Source organism: Alkaliphilus crotonatoxidans (assembly GCF_054658015.1).
The window spans coordinates 223,385-248,698 of record NZ_BAAHXS010000006.1 but is presented as its reverse complement, the minus strand read 5'-3'; the positions used below and the strand labels follow the sequence as shown (position 1 = coordinate 248,698).

The 25,314-nt window shown below is 38.8% G+C and carries 22 protein-coding genes; 5 read left to right on the top strand and 17 right to left on the bottom strand.

What is annotated here, in order from left to right; genetic code table 11:
- Positions 1–262: 262 nt before the first annotated feature.
- Both ACYQ1I_RS13200 and ACYQ1I_RS13195 read right to left on the bottom strand, forming a co-directional pair.
- Positions 263–1,588 (bottom strand): hypothetical protein, encoded by a 1,326-nt coding sequence (locus ACYQ1I_RS13200; RefSeq protein WP_459766062.1) that lies wholly within the window; start codon positions 1,586–1,588, stop codon positions 263–265.
- Between the two features lie 602 nt (positions 1,589–2,190).
- Positions 2,191–3,405, bottom strand: a complete 1,215-nt coding sequence (locus ACYQ1I_RS13195) for an IS256 family transposase (RefSeq protein WP_459761563.1) — start codon at positions 3,403–3,405, stop codon at positions 2,191–2,193.
- Positions 3,406–4,087: 682 nt separating this feature from the next.
- Here ACYQ1I_RS13195 and ACYQ1I_RS13190 point away from each other — a divergent pair.
- From ACYQ1I_RS13190 to ACYQ1I_RS13180, 3 genes are all read left to right on the top strand, one after another.
- Positions 4,088–4,264 (top strand): hypothetical protein, encoded by a 177-nt coding sequence (locus ACYQ1I_RS13190; protein ID WP_459766060.1) that lies wholly within the window; start codon positions 4,088–4,090, stop codon positions 4,262–4,264.
- A gap of 447 nt (positions 4,265–4,711) precedes the next feature.
- Positions 4,712–4,864: a YgiT-type zinc finger protein gene (locus ACYQ1I_RS13185; protein WP_459766058.1), complete on the top strand. Its 153-nt coding sequence runs from the start codon at positions 4,712–4,714 to the stop codon at positions 4,862–4,864.
- Positions 4,865–5,210: 346 nt separating this feature from the next.
- On the top strand, positions 5,211–5,699 hold the full coding sequence (locus tag ACYQ1I_RS13180) for a hypothetical protein (RefSeq protein WP_459766056.1): 489 nt from the start codon (positions 5,211–5,213) through the stop codon (positions 5,697–5,699).
- Positions 5,700–5,927: 228 nt separating this feature from the next.
- Here the strand turns inward: ACYQ1I_RS13180 and ACYQ1I_RS13175 are convergent, their stop codons facing one another.
- From ACYQ1I_RS13175 to ACYQ1I_RS13135, 9 genes are all read right to left on the bottom strand, one after another.
- On the bottom strand, positions 5,928–6,686 hold the full coding sequence (locus ACYQ1I_RS13175; protein ID WP_459766054.1) for a MerR family transcriptional regulator: 759 nt from the start codon (positions 6,684–6,686) through the stop codon (positions 5,928–5,930).
- Between the two features lie 237 nt (positions 6,687–6,923).
- Positions 6,924–7,559, bottom strand: coding sequence for a flavodoxin family protein (locus ACYQ1I_RS13170; protein ID WP_459766052.1), 636 nt, complete (start codon positions 7,557–7,559; stop codon positions 6,924–6,926).
- Positions 7,560–7,682: 123 nt separating this feature from the next.
- Positions 7,683–8,975: an acyl-CoA reductase gene (locus ACYQ1I_RS13165; protein ID WP_459766051.1), complete on the bottom strand. Its 1,293-nt coding sequence runs from the start codon at positions 8,973–8,975 to the stop codon at positions 7,683–7,685.
- Positions 8,972–10,096, bottom strand: a complete 1,125-nt coding sequence (locus ACYQ1I_RS13160; RefSeq protein WP_459766049.1) for a LuxE/PaaK family acyltransferase — start codon at positions 10,094–10,096, stop codon at positions 8,972–8,974. The genes ACYQ1I_RS13165 and ACYQ1I_RS13160 overlap by 4 nt, the downstream gene beginning before the upstream one ends.
- Positions 10,097–10,255: 159 nt before the next feature.
- Entirely contained in the window at positions 10,256–12,202 is a 1,947-nt protein-coding gene (locus ACYQ1I_RS13155) for an FtsX-like permease family protein (protein ID WP_459766047.1), read from the bottom strand.
- A complete protein-coding gene (locus ACYQ1I_RS13150; protein WP_459766045.1) occupies positions 12,199–12,957 on the bottom strand; it encodes an ABC transporter ATP-binding protein in 759 nt (252 codons plus the stop codon). The genes ACYQ1I_RS13155 and ACYQ1I_RS13150 overlap by 4 nt, the downstream gene beginning before the upstream one ends.
- Before the next feature lie 92 nt (positions 12,958–13,049).
- Entirely contained in the window at positions 13,050–14,078 is a 1,029-nt protein-coding gene (locus ACYQ1I_RS13145; RefSeq protein ID WP_459766043.1) for a sensor histidine kinase, read from the bottom strand.
- The gene (locus tag ACYQ1I_RS13140) at positions 14,075–14,749 is read right to left on the bottom strand and encodes a response regulator transcription factor (RefSeq protein WP_459766041.1); all 675 of its coding nucleotides are present in this window, start codon (positions 14,747–14,749) and stop codon (positions 14,075–14,077) included. Before ACYQ1I_RS13140 ends, ACYQ1I_RS13145 begins: the two co-directional genes overlap by 4 nt.
- Positions 14,750–15,043: 294 nt before the next feature.
- Positions 15,044–15,205: an aspartyl-phosphate phosphatase Spo0E family protein gene (locus ACYQ1I_RS13135; RefSeq protein ID WP_459766039.1), complete on the bottom strand. Its 162-nt coding sequence runs from the start codon at positions 15,203–15,205 to the stop codon at positions 15,044–15,046.
- A gap of 105 nt (positions 15,206–15,310) precedes the next feature.
- On the opposite strand from ACYQ1I_RS13135, the gene ACYQ1I_RS13130 reads away from it, so the two are divergent.
- Positions 15,311–15,553, top strand: a complete 243-nt coding sequence (locus tag ACYQ1I_RS13130; protein ID WP_459766037.1) for a helix-turn-helix domain-containing protein — start codon at positions 15,311–15,313, stop codon at positions 15,551–15,553.
- Between the two features lie 45 nt (positions 15,554–15,598).
- Here the strand turns inward: ACYQ1I_RS13130 and ACYQ1I_RS13125 are convergent, their stop codons facing one another.
- From ACYQ1I_RS13125 to ACYQ1I_RS13110, 4 genes are all read right to left on the bottom strand, one after another.
- Positions 15,599–16,954, bottom strand: coding sequence for a family 10 glycosylhydrolase (locus tag ACYQ1I_RS13125; RefSeq protein WP_459768175.1), 1,356 nt, complete (start codon positions 16,952–16,954; stop codon positions 15,599–15,601).
- A gap of 258 nt (positions 16,955–17,212) precedes the next feature.
- Positions 17,213–18,370: an iron-containing alcohol dehydrogenase gene (locus ACYQ1I_RS13120; RefSeq protein ID WP_459766035.1), complete on the bottom strand. Its 1,158-nt coding sequence runs from the start codon at positions 18,368–18,370 to the stop codon at positions 17,213–17,215.
- A gap of 24 nt (positions 18,371–18,394) precedes the next feature.
- Positions 18,395–19,777 carry an NADPH-dependent glutamate synthase gene (gene gltA, locus ACYQ1I_RS13115; RefSeq protein ID WP_459766033.1) on the bottom strand — a complete coding sequence of 461 codons (1,383 nt, stop codon included), beginning with the start codon at positions 19,775–19,777 and terminating at the stop codon, positions 18,395–18,397.
- 3 nt (positions 19,778–19,780) lie between these two features.
- The gene (locus ACYQ1I_RS13110; RefSeq protein ID WP_459766031.1) at positions 19,781–20,602 is read right to left on the bottom strand and encodes a sulfide/dihydroorotate dehydrogenase-like FAD/NAD-binding protein; all 822 of its coding nucleotides are present in this window, start codon (positions 20,600–20,602) and stop codon (positions 19,781–19,783) included.
- A 423-nt stretch (positions 20,603–21,025) separates the two neighbouring features.
- Here ACYQ1I_RS13110 and ACYQ1I_RS13105 point away from each other — a divergent pair, with 423 nt between their 5' ends.
- The gene (locus ACYQ1I_RS13105; RefSeq protein WP_459766029.1) at positions 21,026–21,865 is read left to right on the top strand and encodes an AraC family transcriptional regulator; all 840 of its coding nucleotides are present in this window, start codon (positions 21,026–21,028) and stop codon (positions 21,863–21,865) included.
- Between the two features lie 95 nt (positions 21,866–21,960).
- Here the strand turns inward: ACYQ1I_RS13105 and ACYQ1I_RS13100 are convergent, their stop codons facing one another.
- Complete coding sequence (locus ACYQ1I_RS13100; RefSeq protein ID WP_459766028.1) at positions 21,961–23,943, bottom strand: right-handed parallel beta-helix repeat-containing protein; 1,983 nt, start codon at positions 23,941–23,943, stop codon at positions 21,961–21,963.
- 582 nt (positions 23,944–24,525) lie between these two features.
- Positions 24,526–25,014: a GNAT family N-acetyltransferase gene (locus ACYQ1I_RS13095; RefSeq protein ID WP_459766026.1), complete on the bottom strand. Its 489-nt coding sequence runs from the start codon at positions 25,012–25,014 to the stop codon at positions 24,526–24,528.
- Positions 25,015–25,314 lie beyond the last annotated feature (300 nt).

The following is a 25,314-nucleotide window of genomic DNA, read 5'->3' as shown; positions in this document are numbered from 1 at the left end:
TCCCTCTTTACTTGTTAATATAAATTTCATAAAAGCACTTCATTACTCTTTAATGAGATTTTTTAATGAGTACTTGGATTAGGGTCTCCCATTATCCTAATAGGTTGTTCTTGACTTACTATTTTTATAGATTTATTTTGGTCTTGTAAATTGGGTAAACCGTTAATTAATATTAGTTGACTACTGGAAAAAACAATAAGACAGATAAATAGTGTAGTTAGTTTTCTAATTATTGTAAAAACTTCCCCTCCTTTCATTGTGACTAAGCTATGCTGATTTTACAAAATTTTCTTACTTTAAGTGTGTATTCCATACACTTTTCAACATTATTCGTTTTACAATATAATTCAATACAATAGGTATAAAGCTCCAGTAGCTTATCCTTAATTTCGTTAGTGGTAACGAATTCCTCTAACTGAATTAGATTTTTTTCTGCAATATTAAATTTATTGGTATTAATATGAATTTCTACCAGTAGAAGATGTAAATCCAGTAACGTCTCAATTTTAGTAACCTTTTCTGCAAGCATCAAACCACTATTGATTAAATTAATTGCTTCGTCTATTTTGTTAAGCTTCCAATAGATTTTTGCTTTACAATGTAGTAAATAAGGATAATAATTCGTTTCAATAATATTCTTATATTCAAAAGCACTATTTATATAATGCAAACTTTTTTCATAATCGCCCTTCATTTCATATAACTCAGCAATATTCTCATAAACCAGCATTAAGTTATCAATGGTTAGCTTTTCAGACTTCTTTAATATTCTGTTGTATAGCTTGATCGCCTTGTCAAAATGCTGTATATCTCGATAGGTATTGGCCTCGATAATAGCTATTCTTTGATTAACATCGTCATCAGAGCGGGCTATTTCTTTAAATTGACCTACTGCTTTTAAAACTAAATCATGCCTATTCTGTCTTCGATAACATAGGATTTTATTAAAGAGTAACGCCATATTCATTCTATCATAATTATCGGGCCTATGAAAATTAAGAATAGCTTCAAGTTGAGTAAAGTACAACAGTGCTTGGTCAATCAACATTAATTGATAATGACTTGTACCTATTAAATTATATAAAGAAGCCACTTTATCATATTCTTCCTTTTTAAGATAATAGGTCAAGGCACTGAAGAAATCTTGTAGAGCATGATTATATTGATATGTGTCATAATGAAACCTTCCACGGGTCATTTGCAGCTCTGCCACGACGGAATCAAGCTTCCATTCCTGGGCAAATTCAATTAGGTTCTTAATTCCCTTCTCTACTTGAGCTTCATTTTGCTGAGAAGGATTTTTAAGCAGCTCTTGCATATCGTCCAGCTCTTCTTTAATGAGCCGTTGGGCCTGTTCAACCTCTGTTTCCAGTAGAAAGTCGGGAGTAATTTCCTTTCCTAGATTAGGGTAATACTGATTTAAGGCAGAAGCGATAACAGTGGCGGCCCGATAGGTCAGGTTTCTTTTATTGTTTTCAATCATGCTGATTAGGCTTCGAGTAATTTCATCATTGGTTAAGTCATCTTGATTGAGTCCGATATCTGTTCGCAGCTTCCTTATTTTTTCTCCCGTACTCATGATTTTCATTAGTTGTTTTTCCCTCCTCCATAGGTTATTCTCAGAAAAGTAACACAATTATTTATTTTAAATATATAATTCATCCCATCAATTGTCAATAGGTGCAAGTTATGGGTAATTGTTCAAGAACAGATGGATATTGCCATAGACCTTGTGATTCTGTACATCGTATTTAAATAATTAAATGGAAAAAATTTTTTTAAGGCAAAAGTGTTAAATCAACGTAACACTTACAAACCCAACAAAAGAAAAGCACAGGATACCGAAATACCTGTGTGTGCCATAAGAATTATATTAGTTTGTTTATCAAGAATAAAGAAATGGAGAAAAGCATTATATACAAGAACTAACAGTCAATTCGTTTCAAATTTTCAAGAACATACTTTTGAAAAGCTGATCATATAGATGCTTTGATTTTTTTGGAGAAATAAAAAGGGGATATTCTCTCAAAAATAATAGAATATCTATGAAGAAGCTTTAATCCTTCCAAATTTATATTTTCCCAACTTATAAAGAATAGCAATAATTAATACAAAAATCATTATCGAGTCTGTCAAGAAATTGGTGTAAACATTCCGAAGTTCATATATACGATTAAGAACGAGGGGGGATTAGAATCTCCCCTCAAAATGTATGCTTAACTGACCGATAATCTTAGCCCAATCCCTAGTCCGCATCGTCCATTTCTTAGTGATATCAATCATAGAAAGATAGAGCATTTTTAGGAGAGAATCATCCGTAGGAAAAATGCTCTTTGACTTCGTAACTTTGCGGAGTTGTCGGTTAAAGCTCTCGATGGCGTTTGTTGTATAGATAAGCCTTCTAATTTCCTTCGGATACTTAAACATTGTAGAAACTTCATTCCAATGATCCCGCCAGGGTTTAATAGCAATGTAGTATTTTTCGCCCCATTTCTTATCTAGCTTATCTAGGGCATCCAGGGCGGTTGCTTCATCAATAGCCGTATATATGGGGTTCAAATCCTTAATAAAGGCTTTTCTATCTTTAAATGATAGATATCTTGTTGAATTTCTAATCATATGAACAATGCATCGCTGTACTTCAGTTTGGGGAAAAGTAGCTTCAATAGCTTCCTTAAAGCCTACTAAGCCATCAATAGAAGCGATTAGAATATCTTCTACACCTCGATGCTGCATATCACTAAGTACCTTAAGCCAGAATTTACTGCTCTCGTTCTCACCAACCCACATACCAATGACATCCTTCATGCCATCCAAATCAATGCCTATGATGATATAGACCGCTTTGCTAACGATCTTCCCGTCCTGACGGACTTTGTAGTGGATTGCATCCATAACAAGATGGGCATAGATTGGCTTAAGAGGGCGCTGCTGCCATTCTTTGATAATAGGCATGATTTTCTCAGTGATTTGAGAAATCATTGCAGGAGAAACGTCTATTCCATAAAGATTTTGAAGATGATCCTGAATATCTCGTACAGTCATGCCTTTGGCATACATACTGATTACTTGGTCATCGATGCTTGAAACATCCCGCTGATTCTTTTTTACGATAGTAGGTTCAAATTCACCGATCCGATCACGGGGAACTTCGATTTCAACTTCTCCATAATCAGAGCGTACCTTTTTAGAACGTTTACCGTTTCGAGCGTTATCAGTATCTTTATTCTTAAAATCATATTTGCTATATCCAAGTTCATGATCCAGCTCAGCTTCAAGCATTTCTTCAATTAAGTCCTTAAACTGTTCCTTAAGTAAAGACTGAACATCAGAAATATCCTTGAGTTTACCTTCTTTCATGAGTTCCCTAACTTTTGATTTGTCGATTAATCCTTTAAATGACATAATGGTGTACCCTCCTTAGTGATATTTTTATTTTATATCAACCTCGAAGTTTACACCATTTATTTTACACTCTCTCATTATCGTCGATTGTTGTATGTGTATTATTGAAAATTTCCATAATAAATAGTTAATATAGTGTACACTATATATGAAAAATCCTAATGCATAAGTATCAGTTATATCGTACTTTTTTGTTAAATATTTTTTGGAATTAATAGACCTTTTACTTAATCCTATTGGTAATAAAATTAAAAGAAACGCGGGACTTTTACCCTCTGGCATTACTTTATATCCTATTACAACATCTAAGAAAAGAATAAATACCCACAATACGACTATAAACCAATAAGGTTCGTCAATGTCCTTATTACTTAACACGTTTTTCAATCTGATCACCTCTTATTTAACAGTTAAACTTTCTATCATTTTGCAAGTTTTTACAATCTCACCATATACTATTTTTGTAAATAAAACAAGGCAACGAACTACACTTTTAACGCGTAATCTCTAGCACATCTATTTGTATTTCTAATATATCTATTATCTAACTTACTGATAAACGAGATGGAAATTTGCCCGATAGATATAAATATGGTATAATTTAACAATCTAATATAAAACCGAATAGGCTAAAAGGAGGTGTTTTTATCAAATATAAAAATGCAAATTGGAGTGATTTATAATGAAAAAAATTATAAAAAGTGTAAGTCTTATTAGTTTATTAATAGCTATAGTTTTAATTGTAGTAGAATATGGGTTTGATTATCATAGAATATCATTTTTAAAATATTTTTTCATTGGAGTAGCAGCTATATTGTCAATATTGAGAGAATTGTTAATTAAGGATGGTATAAAATAATTGTTTTATACTTATAAAATAAAAAAATGATAAATGGGATCAAGTGATCCCATTTATCATAGTGATTTATTACTACTCTATTTAACATCCAGCTGCCATTACTACGATAGCCGATGACTTTAAAGAATTTCAAAACGGGGTTGCCAACTTTTATATTATAATTCTAGCTTAAAGTAAGTAAATACTATACATTAGGATGCTTCTGATAAATTCAGAGGCCTTTTGTATGTGTTTAGCATGAACATTTCCCCTACAATCCCTAACAAAAAAGACTTTTAGAAAGAAATTTTAATCTTGCCGGCTGCCAATCCTCAAAATTATGATAAAAGTGGTAAATACAGGCTAAAATAATTGGTTGAATTTTGGCCTGTGTAATATAATAAATATAGGAGCGTAATACAATGAAAAGTATTTGCGGAAATGTTTTAGAGAACAGGAACGGTAAAATTGCTGGGGAATCGACAGATTGAAATTGCTGATATTCCAATGGATTACTGCTCTGTTTGTCAGGAGGAATATATTCCAGCATCGACCCTTGGTATGCTAGACAAGGTAAAACATTATAGTCAGTTATGCGGAGATTCTGAAGGTTCTTATTGAGACATTAAAACACAACCTTTCAAACAGTATGAATCAGAGCATCCACAAAATGAAGAACGCCAAACAACCTTGCATTTGAAACGGGTAACACCGAAGGGTGACCCAACCAGCTAAACATCGAATCGTCCTTGTGGAGTGACACGCTATTTCACGGATAAGTCCTCATAAATTGAGATCCAGGAGAGGTACGTACATCTATCTCTCTGACAAAGAGATTAGCACGATGTTTAGAAATTTCCAAGTGAGAGTGTCACTGATTCATCTGAACAATAGAATTAAATTATCAAAGAACATTCGGGGTAGTTTTGAACCCTGCCTCTATATTTATCTTACAAGGAGGAGTGTTATGAGTAAAAAAAATATTATAAAAATTAGTATAATAATATTGGCTATGCTATTAATTTTTTTGTTGCCAACTTTCAAACCAAGAACAACAACTTTTGAGGAAATTGTATTTGATAAGATCGATAACAAAGGTATAGCTACTCTATCATTCTATATTTTTAGATATAATATTGAAAATACAAACAAATATTCACCTGAGAATAAAATTACTAAAGAAAAAGATAAAATTAATAATCTGATAAGTTACCTTAACACATTTTCGTTACAAGAAAGAAAAAATACAGATAGTGATAATAAAACAGATGATACTAAACTGGTAATATTATTTGATTTTATAGATAATCATTCTATTCAAATTACAACGAAAGATTATCAAAATCTACAAATAACATTAGAATTATCTAACAATAAAGTAATTAGAAAAAATTACCAAATATTAAATAATAAATTAGATCAATATTATCTTGAAGATGTGTTCGATTCTATATAAAACTAAAAAATACGCTTTATATAATAAAAGACTTCTTATTAACAAAGAAATATTTATAAATCCTGTTAAATAGAAGTCATTTATACTTAGTATTACATTATTGGTTCTGCTTGAATTTTGTCTTAATGAATATTAGGATAACGACTAGAAACTGTTCTAAAGCCTAGGTTATCGAATACTAGAAAACCGACATCATTTGAAAACCCCCGGTTCTACCGGGGGCTCCCTTTATTTATCGGTGTAGATTAAGATGGCATCCCTTAAAAACTTCGCTAGTCCCGGCTGCCGTTTGTCATAGTAGGCGGTGAAGCGTTCATCATCCACATACATTTGACCAAGGTTGGCATGGGCCTCTTTGGAATATTGATTCCAAGTAAAGGTAAGCCATTGTCGGTGAAGGTCTGCTGCCTCCTGGGCAAGTGCTCCGGCAGGGTCTCCTGTGGCGAAGGCAGCTTCAAGGGTGTCTAATATTTTTTCTCCCAGCGCTTCAAATTTCGCATATTGTTCTTGACTCATCTGCAAGAACTTTTTATTGGAAGCCTCGACTACGTCTTTACCATATTTTTCTCGAATTTCCTTGCCGTATTTTTCCTCGTTTTCTTCAACCATGCTCTTTTTAAAGCCTTCAAATTTTTCCTGATCTGTCATGGGTATCCTCCTTTCCTCTTGGGCTATGGTCTTATCAACATTTTTAATCAGCATATCCAATTGGTTACGCTTGGCCAGAAGCTTTTTCCGATGCTCCCTCAAAGCAGCCACACTATCAAAGTCATCAGAGGTAATGATGGCTTTGATCTGTTCGAGACTAACGTCCAGCTCTCTATAAAACAGTATTTGCTGTAGACGATTCACCTCTGCCTGGCCGTAAATACGGTATCCCGATGAGTTGATTCTTGCCGGCTTAAGAATTCCCAACTGATCATAATACCGCAGGGTTCTTGTACTGACCCCGGCCATGGTGGCTAGCTTTTGTATTGTATATTCCATGGGTTCATCCCTCCTGACAGTTCTCATTATATAGGTTTACGCAACGTCAATGTCAACAGTATTTTTAAAAATTTTTTTATAGCTTATTTATAATTAAATTCCCCGATTCATATCTTTTCAATCCCTTCATGAATATATATAGGCGGCCGGTATTAAGCTTAAAAAGCCCAGGAGAAAAGTCTTCATTGAGACTCCTCCTCTGGGCTCTTATGATAAAGTCATTCAATTCTTCCAAAACTATCTAATAAAATTCATCATGGTCTTTTTCTCTCGTTCCGGCTCTTTAACGCTACCCTTTCCATTCTCAACCAACTTTAGCAACCAGGCCATATTTTTGCCCAATACCCGCATGATCTGTACACCTTCCTGGTCCTGTAGGGCTTCCCCGGGTCTGGCTCCATGGATAACATTCCAGTAATTTGATGTAGGAATCAGCATTTCTGAATAGTTCAGGAAATTGTTCAGCTGCTCAAAGGTGGGCAGTCCACCAGAGCGTCTGACGGCCACCACTGAAGCTCCTACCTTATGCCGCAGCATACTATCATTGACTCCTGCCACATAAAAGGCTCGATCTAAAAAGGACTTCATAGTACCTGCAATGGCTGAATAATGTACTGGTGATCCCAGTAGAATACCATCGGCCTCCTTCATTTTTTGAAGCCATTCATTGACGTTGTCATCGGACATGGCACAGCGTTCATCTTTATTTTTTACACATTGATAACAGGCAGTACAGCCTCTGATTTTCTGATTACCAACATGGATTATTTCTACCTCAATACCTTCCCTTTCCAGCTCCTCTGCCACCAATTTCAGGGCATGATAGGTATTTCCTTCTTTATTGGGACTTCCATTAAAAGCCAAAACCTTCAAAATAATTCCTCCTTTATAACGATTCTGCTGTCAGTATATATCAATGGAGCCGTAACTTCAAGTAGGCACTTTTTTGTTAGTTAAAAATTTCCTCCCATTGATTGAATGTAAATGTTTTAATGCTCAAGGCAAAAGACTGCGGGTAACTATACGGGTATACAGGCGAAGGGGCAGCATACCGTCATGGGGCTCCCAGGTATAATCGACTGACATTTGGCCCCAGGCTGTAATTCGTTTTACCCCTGCTGCATAAAAAATTTTACTTAATTGTTCATATTCTTCATCAGCACAGCTTAACCCTGCTGTTTGTAAATATCCTCGGTGGGGCCATAAAAGCTCCATCAGGGCCTCTCGTTTCACCGGCATCAGCCAAATATTTCGATAGAGGGGGGAGGGCTTTAACATGGGCCTCTGGTCTATCATGATTCCATAGCTCCTGGCTTCATCGGTTATTAGCTTTTTTTGACCCAGTACCTCCTCCATTTTCACCAGCTCATGGGTTAGTGTTATTTGTGCCTGAAGGGCCGGGCTTCTTTCTCCCTCTGAAAACGTCTTCACCATGGCCTTCATTTCCTCTGAAAGGGCCTGGGCCAGGTCTTCAAGCTCCTTTAGGGAATCTGTTTCATAAAAAATACATTGGGGAGAGCTGCAATATAGCTGATCTGTCAGGCATATTTCCCTTGCCAGCTCCCGTAATATTTTGGCTTCCCGCTTCTTTTTTGTCAAGTAGGCAAAACTCAGCCGCTGCCCCCATTCGATAAGGGGAATGGCTGGAGGAGCCAGTCGACGAATGGCTTCAATGGCTTCATCTGACCCCCAAATTGCCACCCCGTTGACCATTTCCATCAATTGTTGAATAATCACTTTATTTTCCGATGAAAGGTCAATGACGTACAGATAGGGCTTTAAACGGGGCTCTATATTGACCAGTTGAAGCAACAGTTTTGTAGAAATTCCTCCGTCTCCCTGGGGCAGCTTCACCAGGTTAATATTGCCCGTCAATAATCCCTCTATTACGCTGTAGACAGAAAGCCCCAGGGCATTTCCTGCCCCAATATGGAAAATGACCCCCAGGGGCTGCTCCCGGGCTTCTATACCCTCTCCAAGCTGACGCCAGGTAAAGGGGCCTTTTCCTAGTTCGGTATGGAGCTTTTGCATTAGTGCCTTACTATTTAACTGCTTCACAATTGTTTTTATGAAGGTACTGGCACTCTCCATTGACATGCCCCGTTCAGCAAGGTGCCGGGCCCACTCCTCTTGATCAAGCTGCCCGGTGAGCTTATCAATGGCTTCTATTACCACCCATGGTTCAGGTGGGTTCAACAACAGATCTGAAACAATATTTTCCTTTAGCCCCTTTAATTGATGGATAAAGTCTTCCGTTGAAATGGCTTCACCCCGGTAAATGCTGTTCATATTCCCCCTCCCTTCATATATTCTGTGGCAGCCACCGCACAGCTTTTTCCCCTTAATACCTCTGCTCTGCCCAACACCTCAAAATAAGGGGTTGTGATACCACAGCCACAGCCTCTTCCATCCCTTAATACTGCCATGTCTCCCATTAAAATTGACGAAAGGGGCATTGAAGAAACCAGGGGGCTAATAAAGCTCAGTAGACCAGGCTGGTCAAAGCCCAGGGGCGCCAGGGACCTAACATCTCTAATGATGATTCTGCTCCAGATAGGTACATGGATATGATGATTTTTACAGGCAGGATAGGCAACACTATGCTCTACGGCACTATAGAAATCTCTGCAATTTTCAGCTGGTATACCCAGGTATTCCTCTACTAGGGCATATAGCTTCTGGGGGCTGATCATAAAGCGATCATACCCCTTCCAGCCTCCTCCAGTTAATATGACTGATCTTTTATTCAACTTCAGAGGCTTTATTCCGGTCTCCTTCATTTTTTTTAACAGGAAATATAAATAGGCTGGAAAGCCTAACAGTCTAACAGGCAATTTTTGTCTGTTGAAACGCTGAAGGGCATCTATTACACCAAAATAATCGGCCTCATAATCATTCCCCAGGGCCCTTAAGGTATAGACCTTTTCCCAGGCTGGGGCAAAGCGGGTCATCCCCTGGGCGACTTTAATATTGCCCATCTGACTTTGAAGCTTGGGCTCATAGCCCAGTATGACATAATTGGTAGGCAGTATTGAAATCAGCCCATGGAATTTCATGGCCTTTACAGCCATTTTGGTTCCCAGTCTGAGGGTTTCACTGTCCAAAAAGACCTGACTCCTTTGACCCTGGGTGCCCGAGGAGGTGGCATGAAGGACGATTTCTTTTCTATCAATACTGAGAATTTCATGATACTTAAAAAACTGGGTAGTAATGGGGGGAATCTTCTCACAATCCTCTATGCTTTTCATTTCATCAACGGAAAAGTCATTCATAGCTAACAGCCTGTCATAAAAGCTGCAATGTCTTTGATGATGGCCAATGGATTCCTTCATGGCCTCAATAAAGAGCTTTTCACTTCCCTTTTGATCATATATTTTTCTATAGGCAAATAGCCTTTCTCTGGCTGTCATTGATTTCCCCCCATGAGACTAAAATGTTTTAATTATATTGTATCTGATTTCCATGGAAATTTCACTTTTAATTCATTTATTTCAGTGCATAGCCCTAAAATACAATAAAGCCATGGTCAGCCCCACAGGGAATCACCATGGCTTTATTCAGTAGTATTTTTAAGAACGAACAATTTTAGTATATTGCCCCTTGGTAATGAAATAGAATATTGCGTACACAACACCATAGGCGACATACATCATGGCAGAAAAGGTCAACACCGTCAAATAGGAATTTCCTGCATCGATCATGTTTGAAAAGACCATTGTATCGGCCGTCTTCATGGCAAATATACTGTGGATAACGCCCATAACCATGGGGACTGCAAATACTGGGGATAACCTTTTTGCAATAACCCTTTTTTCGACTTGATGGTTCATACCTATTTTTCTCAAGGTCTCGTACTGATTGCGTTCTTCTTCGGCTGCCATTACTTGCTTAAAATATAAAAGGCTGGCTGTCATTAATATAAATACAGCACTCATAAAAAAGCCTATGAAGCAGATCAGACCAAAGGTTTCTCTGGAATTACTGTAGTGATCGTGGATTGTTTGGTAGCCTCCTGCCTGACTTAAAATTTGATGCATCTCATCATTTAACGCCTTATTCTCAAAGGAATCGTCAAATGTAAAGAAATGGCCTTGGCCCCTTTCCTTGACCATTTTCTCGTTATTGAGCAATCGAGCAAAATCGTCATCATTTAGAACCAGCGCATGATGGCTGCCAAGGTGCAGAAACTTAACATAGATGATTTCGGAAATTTCTACTGCAAAATCATTAAAATCCAGCAATTGCTCCTTCATAGCATTTTCAAAATCGTCATTCTTAAATCTTAATAGGTATTTGGCTTCTCCAGCCTGTACCTCCACCGGCTTCAATCGGCTCTTTGAAAAAGTCACCAGTTCATTATACATAGATTCAGAATAGATTCTAAAATAATCATCCTGATTATAATAGGTTATATTCTCATAATTAATTTCCCCTACTTCTGGGTAACCACGATAAAGGGGGACATGATGATATGCCGGCGAAATACCATGTTTTTTAAAGACATCTTCAACCCCTTCCAGCAGGTTAGCTTCCTCACCATCGTAGTAATAAAGGTCATAGCCCACCATGTCATAGGCATTGTTTTCCATATTTCGGTAGAGGGTAAAGCCTGTGGCAATGGCGGTTGTGGCCACAGCAGACAGCACTGCAATGGTGGCCATAACTGAACCGATGGATTTCATTCTATGGGAAAAGGAGGAGGTGGATATTAGATTCACACCCTGATAATAGCGTTGCTTATTCCTTTTCATCAGGCTCAGCACCTTGGGAAGACCACCCCAGAAGAACAGGTAGGTGCCCAGAACCACCAGCAATAAAATAGGAATTGCCATTACCACCAGCTCAAAGGGATCCCCTAAATAAGCAAAATAATAACCGGTACCCATTAGCAGCAGAGACAACAGCAGTATCACATAAGAGCCCTGGGATCTACCCTCGGATTTCTTGTCTGCCCTGAATAATTCCACCAGCTCAAATTTGTTTATAACCCATAGACCAGAAAGACCCATAAGGGAAAAGATTGTAATGAAAATTAATAGGGTAATATAGATGGCCTGAACACCAATGGAAAAGGAAATATTACCTGTAAAGCCTGCCAGGGAAATATCTAATAAAAACATGGCCATTAGCTTGGAAAAGAAAATACCGGCTCCGATACCCACTGCCAGGCTGGTTAAACCTACCATCATGGTTTCAAGGAAAATGAGCTTGCCAATTCTTCTATTTGTCATGCCAAACAGGGCATAGGTAGAAATTTCCTTTTTTCTGGCCCTGATAAAGCTATTATTGGAGCTAATTAAGAAGAACAAGACAAATACCATAATAATAACGCCAAAGGTCAATAACAAAGCACGATACCGACCATCATAGGTAAAGGCGGCATTCACCTGCTCGTTCTGCATGAGGGCCAGGAAGGTATAAACTGTGAAAACACTGAAATTCAAGGAAAAAAAGAACATTACATATTTTTTGAAGTTACTTTTAATGTTTCGAAGGGCCAGGTCGAAAAGCCTCATTTCCCTTCACCCCCCAGCACACTCATAACATCAATAATGGCATCAAAAAACTGTTTTTTATCATCTCCTGCATAAAGCTCATTATAGATTTCACCATCTCGAATGAATAATATTTTCTGACAATAGCTGGCGGCAAAAACGTCATGGGTTACCATTAAGATAGTCGCCTTGTAAGCGTCATTAATATAGGTTAACAGCTCAAGCAAATCCTTGCCGGATTTTGAGTCAAGGTTTCCGGTTGGCTCGTCGGCTAAAATCAGCTTAGGTTCCGTAATCAAGGCTCGACAAGCAGCAGCTCGTTGCTGTTCTCCCCCAGAAACCTCATAGGGATACTTATCAAGTACCTCGGTGATTCCTAAATCATTGACCAGGCCAAATAGCTTTTCTTCAATATCCTTTACCTTTACACCCCTCAGGGTCAAGGGAAGGATGATATTTTCCTTTAAGGTCATTGTTTCCAATAGATTATAGTCTTGAAATATAAAACCAATGTTTTTCATTCGATGGGCTGCCAGTTGGTTTTTGTTGAGTCTTCCAATCTCCTTCCCATCCATTAAAAATCTGCCGGTGGTGGGCTTATCTATGCTGCCCAATATATTTAACAGGGTTGTTTTTCCCGATCCTGAAGACCCCATCACACCAATAAATTCTCCGGCAGAAACCTCAAAGCTGATGTTCTTTAAGGCGATATACTCCTTTGAACTCTTTTTTGTTCCATATGTTTTACTAATACTTTCAACTCTTAAAATCTGCATAATATTTACCTCCTTTTACGTTTCATGAGATAATTATATCCAATATACAAATTTGTAAGAATCGAAGCACCTTACATTTAAAAGGGTCTGTCTTACATTTTTGTCACCTGGTGCAAGGTTTGATAGGCCTTAAAGGATAATTGGAATTGGGCATATTCTCCATACTTTGATTGAACTGTTAGCCGGTGCCCCAGCAGATCGCTGAGCTTCTTTGATAAATATAAGCCATAGCCTGTGGATTTAACCCCAGTACGATTTTCAGAAGCGGTATAGCCTTTATTAAAAATCTGCCCCAGGTCTTTGGGTAAAATTCCTTTCCCTTGATTTCTAACCGTAATCGTCGTTTCATCGTCATTACAGCTGGTAACAATGTTAATACTAGCACCCATTGGGGTATATTTTACTGCGTTGGATATGATTTGAGACATAATATAGCCACTCCATTTCTCATCGGTCAAAACCTCTACAGCCTCACCCTCCAAAGAGATCTGGATCTTTTTATAACTAAAAAAGCTCGAATATCTTTTTAAGGCCTGGGCAATCAATTTCTTTGAGCTGACCCATGCCAGCTTGTAATCATCATGAAAATTATTGGTTTTTAGCTCATAGAAGACCTGTTGTATCGATTCTTCTATTGATATCAGCTCTCTGTCAATGCTTTGATAATAATCCGCCGGAACTGCTTCTTCATAATCCTCCAGGATTAATCTAAGGGCTGAAATCGGCACCTTAACATCATGAACCCATTTTGTGATAAAATCCAGTTCCTCGGTGGATTTTGTCCTGACATCTGCCTTATACCCTTCATATTCCACCACCAGGCTATGAACCAGGGCAGCATATTCCTGGTCCATCGGATAACCAAATTCTTCTGGTTCCTCTGATGAAGCCTTTAAATGGCAGTATTTTTTAAATTGCTTTACCCGCATTTTTAAAATTGTATAATCCAAGCCTACAAAAATAACAAAGAACAGGCTCCACCCTGCCAACAAATAAGTAGCATTGGACCTGGCCATATTAAATCGCTGATCTAAATGGTAGACTGCTAGTGAAAATATAAAAATCAGAAAAAAAAATGAATAGGTTAGCCATCGTTCCTTTAAATATTGTTTCAAGCTCATATTAATCGATATCCTTCTCCCTTAATGGTCTTGATATAGCCTTCTAGCCCTATTTCCTCCAGCCTTCTGCGCAGACGATTAACGTTAACCGTTAGGGTGTTATCATCTACAAAGCTTTCATCATCCCAAAGGGCCTTCATGATTCGAGTTCGACTGACAATATTACCGTGGTTCCTCACCAGCAGAGCTAGAATTCTACACTCATTTCTTGTCAGCTCGATTTCTTTTTCACCATTAAATACCTGTGAATGTTCTATATTCAGGATCAGATCTCGATACTGCAACACATTGAGCCCTTGATCGGTGTAGGAATAGGCCCTTCGCAGAGCGGCCTGTATCTTGGCGATCAGCAAATCCATTGAAAAGGGCTTTTCAATATAGTCATCTCCGCCCTGGGTAATGGCCCGAATCTTATCTCCATCGGTGTCCCTTGAGGAAATAAATACAATGGGTACATTGGAAAGCTGCCTGATTTTACCACACCAGTAAAAACCGTCATAGTAGGGCAGATTTATATCCATTAACACAAGATGGGGCTCAAAGGAGGTATAGGCAGAAAGAACATCAGCAAAATCAGTGACCTTTAAAACCGTATAGCCCCATTTTTCCAGCTTCTCTTTTATAATGTTTGAAATGGTGTTATCATCTTCAATAATTAATATCTTATACATGATTAGCTCCTTTCTTTAACCCGGCCCTGACTTCTTCTCATCCCTGGACTTACTTAATTCCGCAGGAATCAACAAAATAGGCTTGTATTATACTACGATCGTAATATTTATATTGGTTTTAAGGAGGTTGTGCATTACAATTGATTATTGCCTTCATTTTTTATTTTCAGTCTGGGCTTTCTCAGCCATACCCATTAGGTAGAGCTTTGTTAATTATTATAGCATATTTTTATCTACACGGGTTTTAGATAAATTGAAGCTACAGACCTATAGGGGGAAGGGCGTATTGTTCTGTTATTTTTTTACTGTCATTTGAAGGTATTGAAAAATATGTTCGTCCAACTCTTGACTAATTTGCAGCAGCTTTGTTTCATCACATGTATCCTTTTGATCCATTAATTGATTAATCTCTTTTCTTAATTTTTCTATGTGCTCCTCCAGTGCGGCCTTTTTCATTCATTATTCCTCCAATAAATTGCATTAAACTTGCTCAATAAGCAAATTATAACATTAAACTTGCTCTATAATCAACTTTATAGATCAGAAACGGGTGATTTTTATATGACAAACAATAACAAACAACGTAATTTAATTGGAAACCGGGTACGGCAGGCTAGACATAATTCCAAGCCTAAGATTACCCAAACAGATTTATTGGCACGACTGGCCGTTCGTGGCATAGAATTGGAAAAAACAACAATTTCAAAAATAGAAGCAAAAACAAGACCAGTAACTGACATTGAACTGGTGGCCCTTGCCGAGGCCCTAGGGGTAAGCATACTCTGGCTATTGGAAAAGGAGTAAAAAAAGTACTCCCTTTATGATCATTTCATAAAGGGAGTATTTTTTTCAGTCAACCAAAATATAATCAGCACTTACCCATCCTGTCATGTTATTGGTCAGCCTAACACTGTACCACCCCGACAGCTCGTCAATAATTGTGAGCTTTGTCCCTCTTAAGACCTTAGTCAAAATGGTATGCTGGGTACTGCCTCCTGCTCTGATATTTAGTACGCTGGCAGTTACCGTTCCAGTTTTGGAAGTCGAATTCTGCGTAGCAGAGGGATTTTCCTGTTCAGACACAAGCTGGTTGTACATCATAATTTTATCGTTACACCCAGATCTGCCCTCCAACAGATTCGACATACCATAGTAGAAGCTGCCGCCTACCTCACTATACCTTTGATTAATCAACAATTGTTGATCTATTTCTGCTGCAACCTGATCCTTATACAGCCCATGACCAATATATAGCTCTACATTGGTTCCTGCCACCTCATTAGACCACCATTTAACCAGGGTTTCGTAATCTGCCTGGGGATGCCCTATTTCCCAGTAGATTTGCGGAACAACATAATCAATCCACTGGTTTTTAATCCAGGTTCTGGTGTCACCATATACCGAATAATAGGATTCCTTTCCGGCTGTCTTAGACCCGGTCAAATCAACTGTATTGTTTTTCCAAATCCCCATGGGGCTAATTCCGAAGCGCACCTCCTGATTAATCTTTTTGATGGCTTCGCTAACCCCTTGAATCATATCATTAACATGCTGCCTTCTGGCATTGGCCACAGGCCCGTTTATTCCTTCTCCGGCAGGCAGGGGATAATCGGTTGGATAAAAATAATCGTCGAAGTGGATTGCATCTACATTGTAATTTGTGACAATTTCTTCTACAGTGGCGACAATATGCTCTTTAACCTCTTTTAATTCCGGGTTATAATAAAGGGCATTTTGATGGGTGATGACCCAATCCGGATTTAATCTGGCCGGGTGATTCTCACAAAGCTGATTCAGATCTGTGCCCGATGTGGTAACTCGATATGGGTTTAGCCAGGCGTGGAATTCCATACCTCGCTTGTGGGCCTCCTCCAGCATAAATTGTAAGGGATCATAGCCCGGGTTTTGCCCCTGAACACCAGTCAATACATCAGACCAGGGGTTAATGGCAGAAGGATAAAGGGCATCGGCCTTTGGCCTTATTTGAACAATTACCGTATTGATCCCCATCGCCTTCAGGGCATCAATTTTCTTTATGTACTCCTCTTTTTGCGCCTCTGGACTTATTTTCGTGTTTGGAAAATCTAAATTAAACACCGTAGCAATCCACACTGCCTGGATTTCCTTGGGGGAATCCATCTCAGCACCTTGGGCATAAACCGGTATACTATTCACCATCAAAAGGACAATTAATAAAACGAACATTTTTTTCAAGTATATTCCCCCTTTTCCTTTGTTTTAGCCAACATTAAGCATTGATTTCATTTTTTTCCTCAATTACCTATGTTATGCTACATTATATCATTTTCAATCGACAAAAACCATTTCAATTGTTGGTCTGTTTTTTACAGTTTCATTACAGACTACCTTTCTAAGCATTTTACATCAATGTTTTTTTCTACTACATAAGCAATCCCCCCTGGGCCTTCGGGGCCAGGGGGGACTGTCAGTAATTTTATTGAGTTATATATGCTTGGCACTTGTACCATAAAATGCAGATTTGTAGATTTCCTTCACATCTTCAACTGAGGATTGCCTTGGATTTGTCAGTGTGCAGGGGTCTTCAAAGGCATTTTTGCTCATTCTGTCTAATACTTCATTGAATTTTTCTTCAGAAATCTCAACTTCATCTACTTCTTTTAATGTAGTTGGAATACCAACCCTTTTATTTAGGGCCTTTAATGCTTCGACGAAGTCTTTGACTCCTAATTGTTTTTCTATTTCTGCAAATTTATCTGTGGCCTTCATATTATATTCCACGATGTAGGGCATCAGTATGGCATTGGCAAGACCGTGGGTAATTCCAAACTCTCCGCCAATTTTATGGGCTAAGCTATGGACTAAGCCAAGGGATGAATTGGTGAATGCCATCCCTGCAATGGTAGAGGCATTGTGCATGTCTTCTCTGGCTTTCATATTATCTCCTTCGGCATAGGCAACGGGAAGTTTGTGATATACTAATTTTATTGCCTCCATGGCCAGCGGATCGGTATAGCTTGTTGCATTGGTAGAAACATAGGCTTCTACAGCATGGGTCATTACATCCATACCTGTATTCGCTGTTATATGGGCTGGCATCTTGGCTGGTAGCTTTGCATCTAGCAGTGCGATATCAGGTGTAATTTCATAGGATACTAACGGATATTTAATGTGATTTTCTGTATCAGTAATGACCGAGAAAGCGGTAATTTCTGAAGCCGTTCCGCTGGTTGATGGAATGGCGATGAATTTCGCCTTTGTTCTAAGCTTTGGAAATTTGCCAGCCACTAAATCTTCAAACTTTGTATCTGGGTATTCATAATAGACCCACATGATTTTGGCTGCATCCAGGGCCGATCCTCCTCCAATAGCAATGATCCAATCTGGATTAAATTCTCTCATTTCCCTTCCGCCACGAATAACGGTTTCTACAGAGGGATTCGGCTCAACGCCATCCACGATAGACACCTTCATGCCTGCTTTTTCCAAGTTTTTTTGGGCTTCATCTAAAAAACCGAATCGTTTCATGGAGCTTCCACCGGTAACTAAGGTCGCTCTTTTTCCTTCCAAAGAAGCTAAATATTCTAATGCGCCCTCACCAAACACAATATCCTTTGGTACTCTAAACCATTGTAATGCCATTGTCATACTCCTCCTCTTATCATTTTATTTTTTTATTTTTTTATCTATAGCACTAGCAGCAGTTTTACCTGCGCCCATGGCCAGAATCACTGTGGCGGCTCCTGTAACAGAATCACCGCCAGCATATACATATTCTTTGCTGGTTTCCATGGTCTCTTCTTCTACAATAATACCTCCCCATGGCTGGGTTTTTAACCCTTTTGTGGTTTGTCGGATCAATGGATTGGGGGTTTGCCCAATGGCCACTATTACCGTATCAACTGGAATGATAAACTGACTTTTATCAATGGCGACAGGCCGCCTTCTACCCGAAGCGTCTGGCTCTCCTAGCTCCATTTGAATACATTCAATTCCATTTACAAATCCATTCTTGCCTATAATAGTTGTAGGATTGTTCAATAGTTTAAAAATAATACCTTCTTCCTTTGCATGATGTACCTCCTCTACCCTAGCCGGAAGCTCAGCCTCACTTCTTCGGTAGATAATATATACATTTTCTGCCCCTAATCGCTTAGCTGTTCTGGCCGCATCCATAGCTACGTTTCCGCCTCCGACGACCGCAACATTTTTTCCCACTTTAATGGGCGTAGCCGCATTTTTCTCGTAGGCCTTCATTAGATTAACCCGAGTAAGAAATTCATTGGCAGAATATACACCGTTCAGGTTTTCTCCTGGAATATTCAAAAATTTAGGTAGTCCGGCACCGCTTCCTATAAAAACAGCTCGATAGCCTTCTTTTATTAACTCGTCTATGGTAATGGAGCGCCCTACTAAAACATTGGTATGAATTTTGACACCATGCTTTTTAATATTCTCTACCTCTGTATGGACTAATTTTTTAGGCAGGCGAAATTCTGGAATACCGTAAGTGAGTACCCCTCCAGTTTGATGCAGGGCTTCAAATAATGTAACCGCATATCCCTTTTTTGCCAGCTCCGATGCACAGGTTAATCCAGCTGGGCCTGACCCAATGACCGCCACCTTTATTCCGTTAGATACACTTTCTTCAACATTTTCTTCATTAGGGTGCTCCATAAAATAATCTGCTGTAAAACGCTCTAATCGCCCTATTGCCACAGGCTCACCCTTTATTCCCCGTACACACTTTCCCTCGCATTGATTTTCTTGAGGACATACCCGCCCACAGATGGCCGGAAGGGCATTCTCTTTTGTAATAATCCGATAGGCCTCTTTGAAATTTCCCGTACTGACAGCCTGAATAAACTCAGGTATGGGTACATTGACCGGGCATCCTTGTATACACGGCTTATGCTTACACTGTAAGCATCGCCTGGCTTCTGCCATTGCTTCCTCTTTCGTATACCCCAGTGAAACCTCATGAAAGTTCTTATTTCTAACCTCAGGTGGTTGTTCTTGAATGGGTATTTTTTTCAGTTGTTGGTTCATTCATTATCCCTCCAAAGCTAGTCTGCATTTATGCTCTTCTTCTTTATACATCTCCTGTCTTCTCATGGCCTCATCAAAATCCACAGTATGACCATCAAAGTCTGGTCCATCCACGCAGGCAAACTTTATTTGACCGCCAACGGTAACACGACACCCCCCACACATTCCCGTTCCGTCGATCATGATGGGATTTAAGGATACATTGGTGGGTATATTAAGCTCCTTGGTGTATTGGCATATATTTTTCATCATAATAAGGGGGCCTATGGCGATGACTAAATCATATTTTTTCCCTTCATCTAAAAGGGCTTTTAACTGATCCGTAACAAACCCCTTCATTCCCTTTGATCCGTCGTCGGTGGCGTAGTAGACATGGCTGCATATGCCCTCCATTTCATTTTGTAAAATAATTAATTCTTCGTTTCTTCCCCCCAAAATTGCCTCTACATTCGCCCCCATTTCCCTCATTTTTTTTAGTTGAGGATACAGGGGTGCAATGCCAACACCGCCTCCTATTCCCAGAACATTTTTAACATTGTGAAGGGGTGCTGCTTGACCCAGTGGCCCGACAAAATCCTCTATGAAATCTCCAATCTGCCTTTGACTCAATTTTTTAGTAGAATAACCTACGATTTGATAAATAATGGTGACACTTTCTTCCTCTCGATCATAGTCAGCAATGGTAAGGGGCACCCGCTCACCTTCTTTATCTACCCTCAAAATGATAAATTGACCCGCTTCGCACTTACGAGCTACAAAGGGAGCTTTTATTTTCATTAACTCAACAGTTTTATTCAGCTTTTTTTTATCAATTATTTGATACATACATAGATTCCCCCCTGTGGATACGAGTAATAGATTTAAAATTAATGGAATGCTGCTCTAATACCCTGGGTCATTTAAAAGGCCAGATAGGGCCTGAGGCAAATTTTCTAAGAGTAAGGCAGAGGAGGAAGCCATATCGGGTAATATGGTGACTGACGACAACGCCACGTTAGGAAATTTGACCAGGGATAATCCGTTAATTTAGATGACCCAAGGTACTAATCATTGTAAAAAACTCAAGTTGATATTGTTAAAAAATAAACACTTTGATATACTAGAGATGATTCATTCTATAGGACATCTATCTGCCCTTAATAGCATTATACACGCTCTTTCAATTAAAAACTAACCCAATATTGAATAAAGTAATACAATTTTGAATGACTATGATATTTATTTAACATATATTTCAGGAGGTTCCCCATGCTGAATTCATTTGATCATGGACTAGAAAAGATTGATGGTTTGGAAACAGATCATGTTAAAATTTTATATTATGATTTACCAAAAAATTATTCTGGGGACTATAAATCCTATCATTATGCCCGTTTTTGCACAATTTTGAATGGACAAAAGAAGGTTACCCTCAATACCAATGATATATTTGTTTATAACCAACACAATTACTTGCTGCTGGCCCCCCATACAAAGGTTCATATGGAGATTGAGGAGCATACCCATGCCCTGGTATTTGAAATAAGTAACGATTTAGTTAAGGAGGTCTTGAGCAAGATTGATTTATCTGACCAGGTAAAGGAAGGCCTTACGATTAGTGACTTTTTCCTTGGAGAAAATAAATATAATATTGCGGATGATATTCATAAAATCTTCAGTGTATCGAAGAGCAATGATATAAACAAAGCCTTCTTAATTGATTTGTATGCTCAAAAATTAATCTATGAGCTGATTAAAAACAAGGCAGCCTACCACATTTTACATTCTAACAATGCTTTTCCTGTTCAACAAGCGATCCAATACATTGACAGTAATATTCATAATAAAATTAATCTGGAGGATTTAGCCCAAAGTCTGAATATGTCCTTATCACATTTATCACATTTATTTAAAAAAAATACTGGTATTCGCCTTACAGACTACATTAAAAGTAAAAAATTAGAAGTGGCTCTAACGTATCTTCCCCATGAATCGGTTACTGATATAGCTTACAATTTAGGGTATGATAATATCTCTTATTTTATTAAGCTTTTCAAGGGCAAATATAAAATGACTCCGAAGCAATACAAATTAAAATATTTTAAATAAATGATGGAATCAAAGTATAGGGAACATTACGCCTAAATAAAGGCTGCTCCATAATTGGAACAGCCTCAAATCTCACTTTTATATGGATGCTTAATTTATCTGGTTAAATTTGCCCCCAGGTCCCTTCCACCGACGCCAATCCCTTTAAAGCGGCTGTTGTTGGCTAGCTTAAGGAAGTTTCCAACATTCACCGAACCGTCGGCATTTCGCCAGCTTTCGTGGATATTTCTTAAGTTTGTAGGCACTGCCAGGCTGACAAATTCCCTTGAAGTTGGCGGTGTAATTTCTGTACCCCTGGTGGCACTGTTGGCCTGGTCTACCCTCATTTGATTGGTAATTTGATAATATTTTCGGGAATTATAGAATACGCTGCTGGTGCCTGTTCCCCTGTATTTATCACTTCCGGTTACCCCTATTTGGCTTGTGAAGGACAGTAAATTGACAAATACATTGTTGGAATGGGAATGTCTTGCAAAGTCAAAATTGCTCTTGGAACCCGGATTGGCTTTGCTATTATCAAAGCTTGTGCAGTTTATTAAGGTAATGGTACCAGGATTACTGTTATCGGTAAATCCATGGGCCTTATTGTTAAAGGCAATGGAGTTTTCCACCAAATGATTTACGGCAATGCTTGACCCGCCCAGCTTAAATCCGTTTCCATCGCTGCCGGAGCTGTTGGCACCGCTGGTGGTAATACCATTATTAAAGGCAACGGAATTTCTAATGACCACCGTACCGATTGGTCCCGTATCAGATTTTGTATATAGATCCCAGCCATCATCTACATTATTATATGCGATACAACCATCAAACACATTACCCGGGCCTACGGTAAGCTTGGCTGCAAAACCATCGGCATCCTCGTAATTATCGGGGTCTGCGTTATTGAAGGAGGTACAATTTAGAATGAGATTATTAGAGGGCCAATCTCTCATATTACTTTGGGAAGAATTTCTACGGCCCAGTTGAATCCCCGTATCCCGATTGGCCTCTGCAACACAAAGCTCTATTATATTGTTGCTTCCGGAAATATACAGGCCATTGTCGGCTGCACCGTAGAAGGTAATACCTCTTATTTTCCAGTAGTTACCGTCTAGCTGCAATCCCCTGGCATTTTTGCTGGGGTCACTGGAATTATAGGGCTGAGAAGAAAAATTCAGCACCGGTTTTTCATTACCATAGGCAACGATTTGCTTCATTTGGCTTGCCGTTCCATTATTGCCATGTTCAATGGTAATTTGATGATTATAATTGTATTGACCACCCCTTAGATAAATGACTCCCCCTGGAGCAACTCTCTTAATGGCCTCTGTCAATGCAATGGGGCTTGACAGGGTACCTTGACCATTGGCTGGGGCATTGGGTGCCGAGTAAAGCAGCATAGCCGTACCGCCATTTCCAGGATTTCCTGGATTCCCTGGGTTTCCTGGATTCCCCGGATTTCCTGGTTCCCCAGGCTCTCCAGGGTCTACGGGCCCTGACCCATCCTGGTATTCGATTTTTATTTCATCAATTATAACAGTGGAGTCGCTCTCGGTACGAATTTGTAGGAAGGATGCATTGGTGCCAATATTTGATTCAATTACGATAACTCCCCTAGGCAGTGACCCTACTGTTTGGTCAAATATCCTTGAATTACTTCCATGGATAGAATTTGCCCCACCTGTGGTATTATTATCGACCATAACCTGAAACTTCTTGCTGCTGGTTCCGCCTGTTCCAGCAATTCTGATGGTGATTCGATAGGGCTTTGAAAGATTGAATACGCCACCGGGTGTATAGCTGCTGGTGGTGGAATTGCTGCTCCGGGCACCAATAACCATTCTGCCTCCATTTAAGGTCACCTGACCATTCGATGCAGTAATCGTGCCCCCGCTCCTTAAGTACATTGGTTTGGAAGAATCCCCCGGCAAGGTTCTATAGGCCGTGGTAAACAAATTGTTTGTTGTGGCACCATTAAATTGATCCTGGTACAGCACTGTGCTTGCCAATGCCCCTTGTGTACCCATACCACCAATAATCAGTGTCGCCATCATGGTAAAGCACAAAAATATACTCCAAAATTTAAACTTCTTCATTTCTACCAATACCTCCCTTTAGAATGTACCGACTTAATCATTATTCAAGATCCAATTCGATTTTTTCAACCCTCCTTTTCTGCAAGCTTAGCCTTTGTCCCTTTAATCCGCTTTTCCTCTAATCCTGAGCATATAGAATGCAGTAAAACTGCCATATGCTTGATAAACTAATACTGCATAGAACCTTTAGTAAAGCATGTTAACGTTTGCAAAATGTTAACGTTTTCATTCTATAGCTTATGCTTATTATTGATTAATAATAAGCATTTTGGTGGGTGTATAGGAGAGGTTTTGTATAGAAGTCGCCTTCAATCAAATATTTGTAATTTGATTATATAACTAAAAATTCATAATTGTCAATACATAATAACCGTTTTGGTTTAGTTTTAGTAACATAATATTATTAAACATTTAATTGGCTATAAAAGCATAATTGCCAGGCCTTACCCCATAGGGATAAAGCCTGGCATAATTTACATATTTCAGTATTCAGATCTGAATACAGTAAAGCCATGTGCCTCACTTTTTCAGTGGTAAAAGTTTATACCACATCTCATACAATTTCATACAGTTAGATGGAACTTATTCATATTCCGTGTATTGATACGCAATTCTGGGCGTTCCATTCTGAACATATATGATACCACATTTTTCAAAACCGCTTTTTTCTATTAAACGCTGCATCGTATGGTTATCTTTATGGGTGTCTATCCTTAAGTTGGGAATTCTTGCTTTACAAAACTCCAAACATTGACTAAAAACGCCCCTTACCACGCCATCGCTGGCAACACGGTGAATGGTCCCGTAGGGTGCGTCATTTTTCCATGAACCATTTTCTATATATGAATAGGTTTCCTCTGGTCCGATTATAAAGGCAAAAACCCCGTGTATTTTATTGCTTACCTCATATACAAATAACTGTTCTTTTTCGATATCGCCCTCTAGCATTTCCTTTGAAGGATAGCTATCTGTCCATTGCGTTACGTTGCCATTGTCTGCCATATACTTTCTGGCAGCTGCGTATATATCCATGATTCTTTCCAGATCTTCGTATTTTGCACGCCGTATCATTTGCATCCCTCCAATGTTTTCAAACAACCTGCCCTAGATTGATTGCCCAGATCAGCCCCAATGACCCCTTCCTATAAATTCAATGATTATTCTCTTTACTTCCATTATATAACTAAAGTCAACTTACGCCCAGGGCTTTTCGTCATTTTCCACTGATTTTCCCAGTCTTGCTCTTAAAAGGGAATACAGAGTATTACATACTGCAATCAACAATAAATTAAATTTCTAATAATTTACAAGGGAAAATTGCTTCAGCTTATTTTAACCTGTCTTATTAGGAAAAGAATACTGTAAAGTTCT

What these genes read in the sequence shown, in the direction of transcription:
- ACYQ1I_RS13200 (WP_459766062.1), bottom strand. Translation starts at nt 1,588, where the DNA reads ATGAAAATCATGAGTACGGGAGAAAAAATAAGGAAGCTGCGAACAGAT.
- ACYQ1I_RS13195 (WP_459761563.1), bottom strand. Translation starts at nt 3,405, where the DNA reads ATGTCATTTAAAGGATTAATCGACAAATCAAAAGTTAGGGAACTCATG.
- ACYQ1I_RS13190 (WP_459766060.1), top strand. Translation starts at nt 4,088, where the DNA reads ATGAAAAAAATTATAAAAAGTGTAAGTCTTATTAGTTTATTAATAGCT.
- ACYQ1I_RS13180 (WP_459766056.1), top strand. Translation starts at nt 5,211, where the DNA reads ATGAGTAAAAAAAATATTATAAAAATTAGTATAATAATATTGGCTATG.
- ACYQ1I_RS13175 (WP_459766054.1), bottom strand. Translation starts at nt 6,686, where the DNA reads ATGGAATATACAATACAAAAGCTAGCCACCATGGCCGGGGTCAGTACA.
- ACYQ1I_RS13165 (WP_459766051.1), bottom strand. Translation starts at nt 8,975, where the DNA reads ATGAACAGCATTTACCGGGGTGAAGCCATTTCAACGGAAGACTTTATC.
- ACYQ1I_RS13160 (WP_459766049.1), bottom strand. Translation starts at nt 10,096, where the DNA reads ATGACAGCCAGAGAAAGGCTATTTGCCTATAGAAAAATATATGATCAA.
- ACYQ1I_RS13155 (WP_459766047.1), bottom strand. Translation starts at nt 12,202, where the DNA reads ATGAGGCTTTTCGACCTGGCCCTTCGAAACATTAAAAGTAACTTCAAA.
- ACYQ1I_RS13150 (WP_459766045.1), bottom strand. Translation starts at nt 12,957, where the DNA reads ATGCAGATTTTAAGAGTTGAAAGTATTAGTAAAACATATGGAACAAAA.
- ACYQ1I_RS13145 (WP_459766043.1), bottom strand. Translation starts at nt 14,078, where the DNA reads ATGAGCTTGAAACAATATTTAAAGGAACGATGGCTAACCTATTCATTT.
- ACYQ1I_RS13140 (WP_459766041.1), bottom strand. Translation starts at nt 14,749, where the DNA reads ATGTATAAGATATTAATTATTGAAGATGATAACACCATTTCAAACATT.
- ACYQ1I_RS13135 (WP_459766039.1), bottom strand. Translation starts at nt 15,205, where the DNA reads ATGAAAAAGGCCGCACTGGAGGAGCACATAGAAAAATTAAGAAAAGAG.
- ACYQ1I_RS13130 (WP_459766037.1), top strand. Translation starts at nt 15,311, where the DNA reads ATGACAAACAATAACAAACAACGTAATTTAATTGGAAACCGGGTACGG.
- ACYQ1I_RS13125 (WP_459768175.1), bottom strand. Translation starts at nt 16,954, where the DNA reads ATGTTCGTTTTATTAATTGTCCTTTTGATGGTGAATAGTATACCGGTT.
- ACYQ1I_RS13120 (WP_459766035.1), bottom strand. Translation starts at nt 18,370, where the DNA reads ATGGCATTACAATGGTTTAGAGTACCAAAGGATATTGTGTTTGGTGAG.
- gltA (WP_459766033.1), bottom strand. Translation starts at nt 19,777, where the DNA reads ATGAACCAACAACTGAAAAAAATACCCATTCAAGAACAACCACCTGAG.
- ACYQ1I_RS13110 (WP_459766031.1), bottom strand. Translation starts at nt 20,602, where the DNA reads ATGTATCAAATAATTGATAAAAAAAAGCTGAATAAAACTGTTGAGTTA.
- ACYQ1I_RS13105 (WP_459766029.1), top strand. Translation starts at nt 21,026, where the DNA reads ATGCTGAATTCATTTGATCATGGACTAGAAAAGATTGATGGTTTGGAA.
- ACYQ1I_RS13100 (WP_459766028.1), bottom strand. Translation starts at nt 23,943, where the DNA reads ATGAAGAAGTTTAAATTTTGGAGTATATTTTTGTGCTTTACCATGATG.
- ACYQ1I_RS13095 (WP_459766026.1), bottom strand. Translation starts at nt 25,014, where the DNA reads ATGATACGGCGTGCAAAATACGAAGATCTGGAAAGAATCATGGATATA.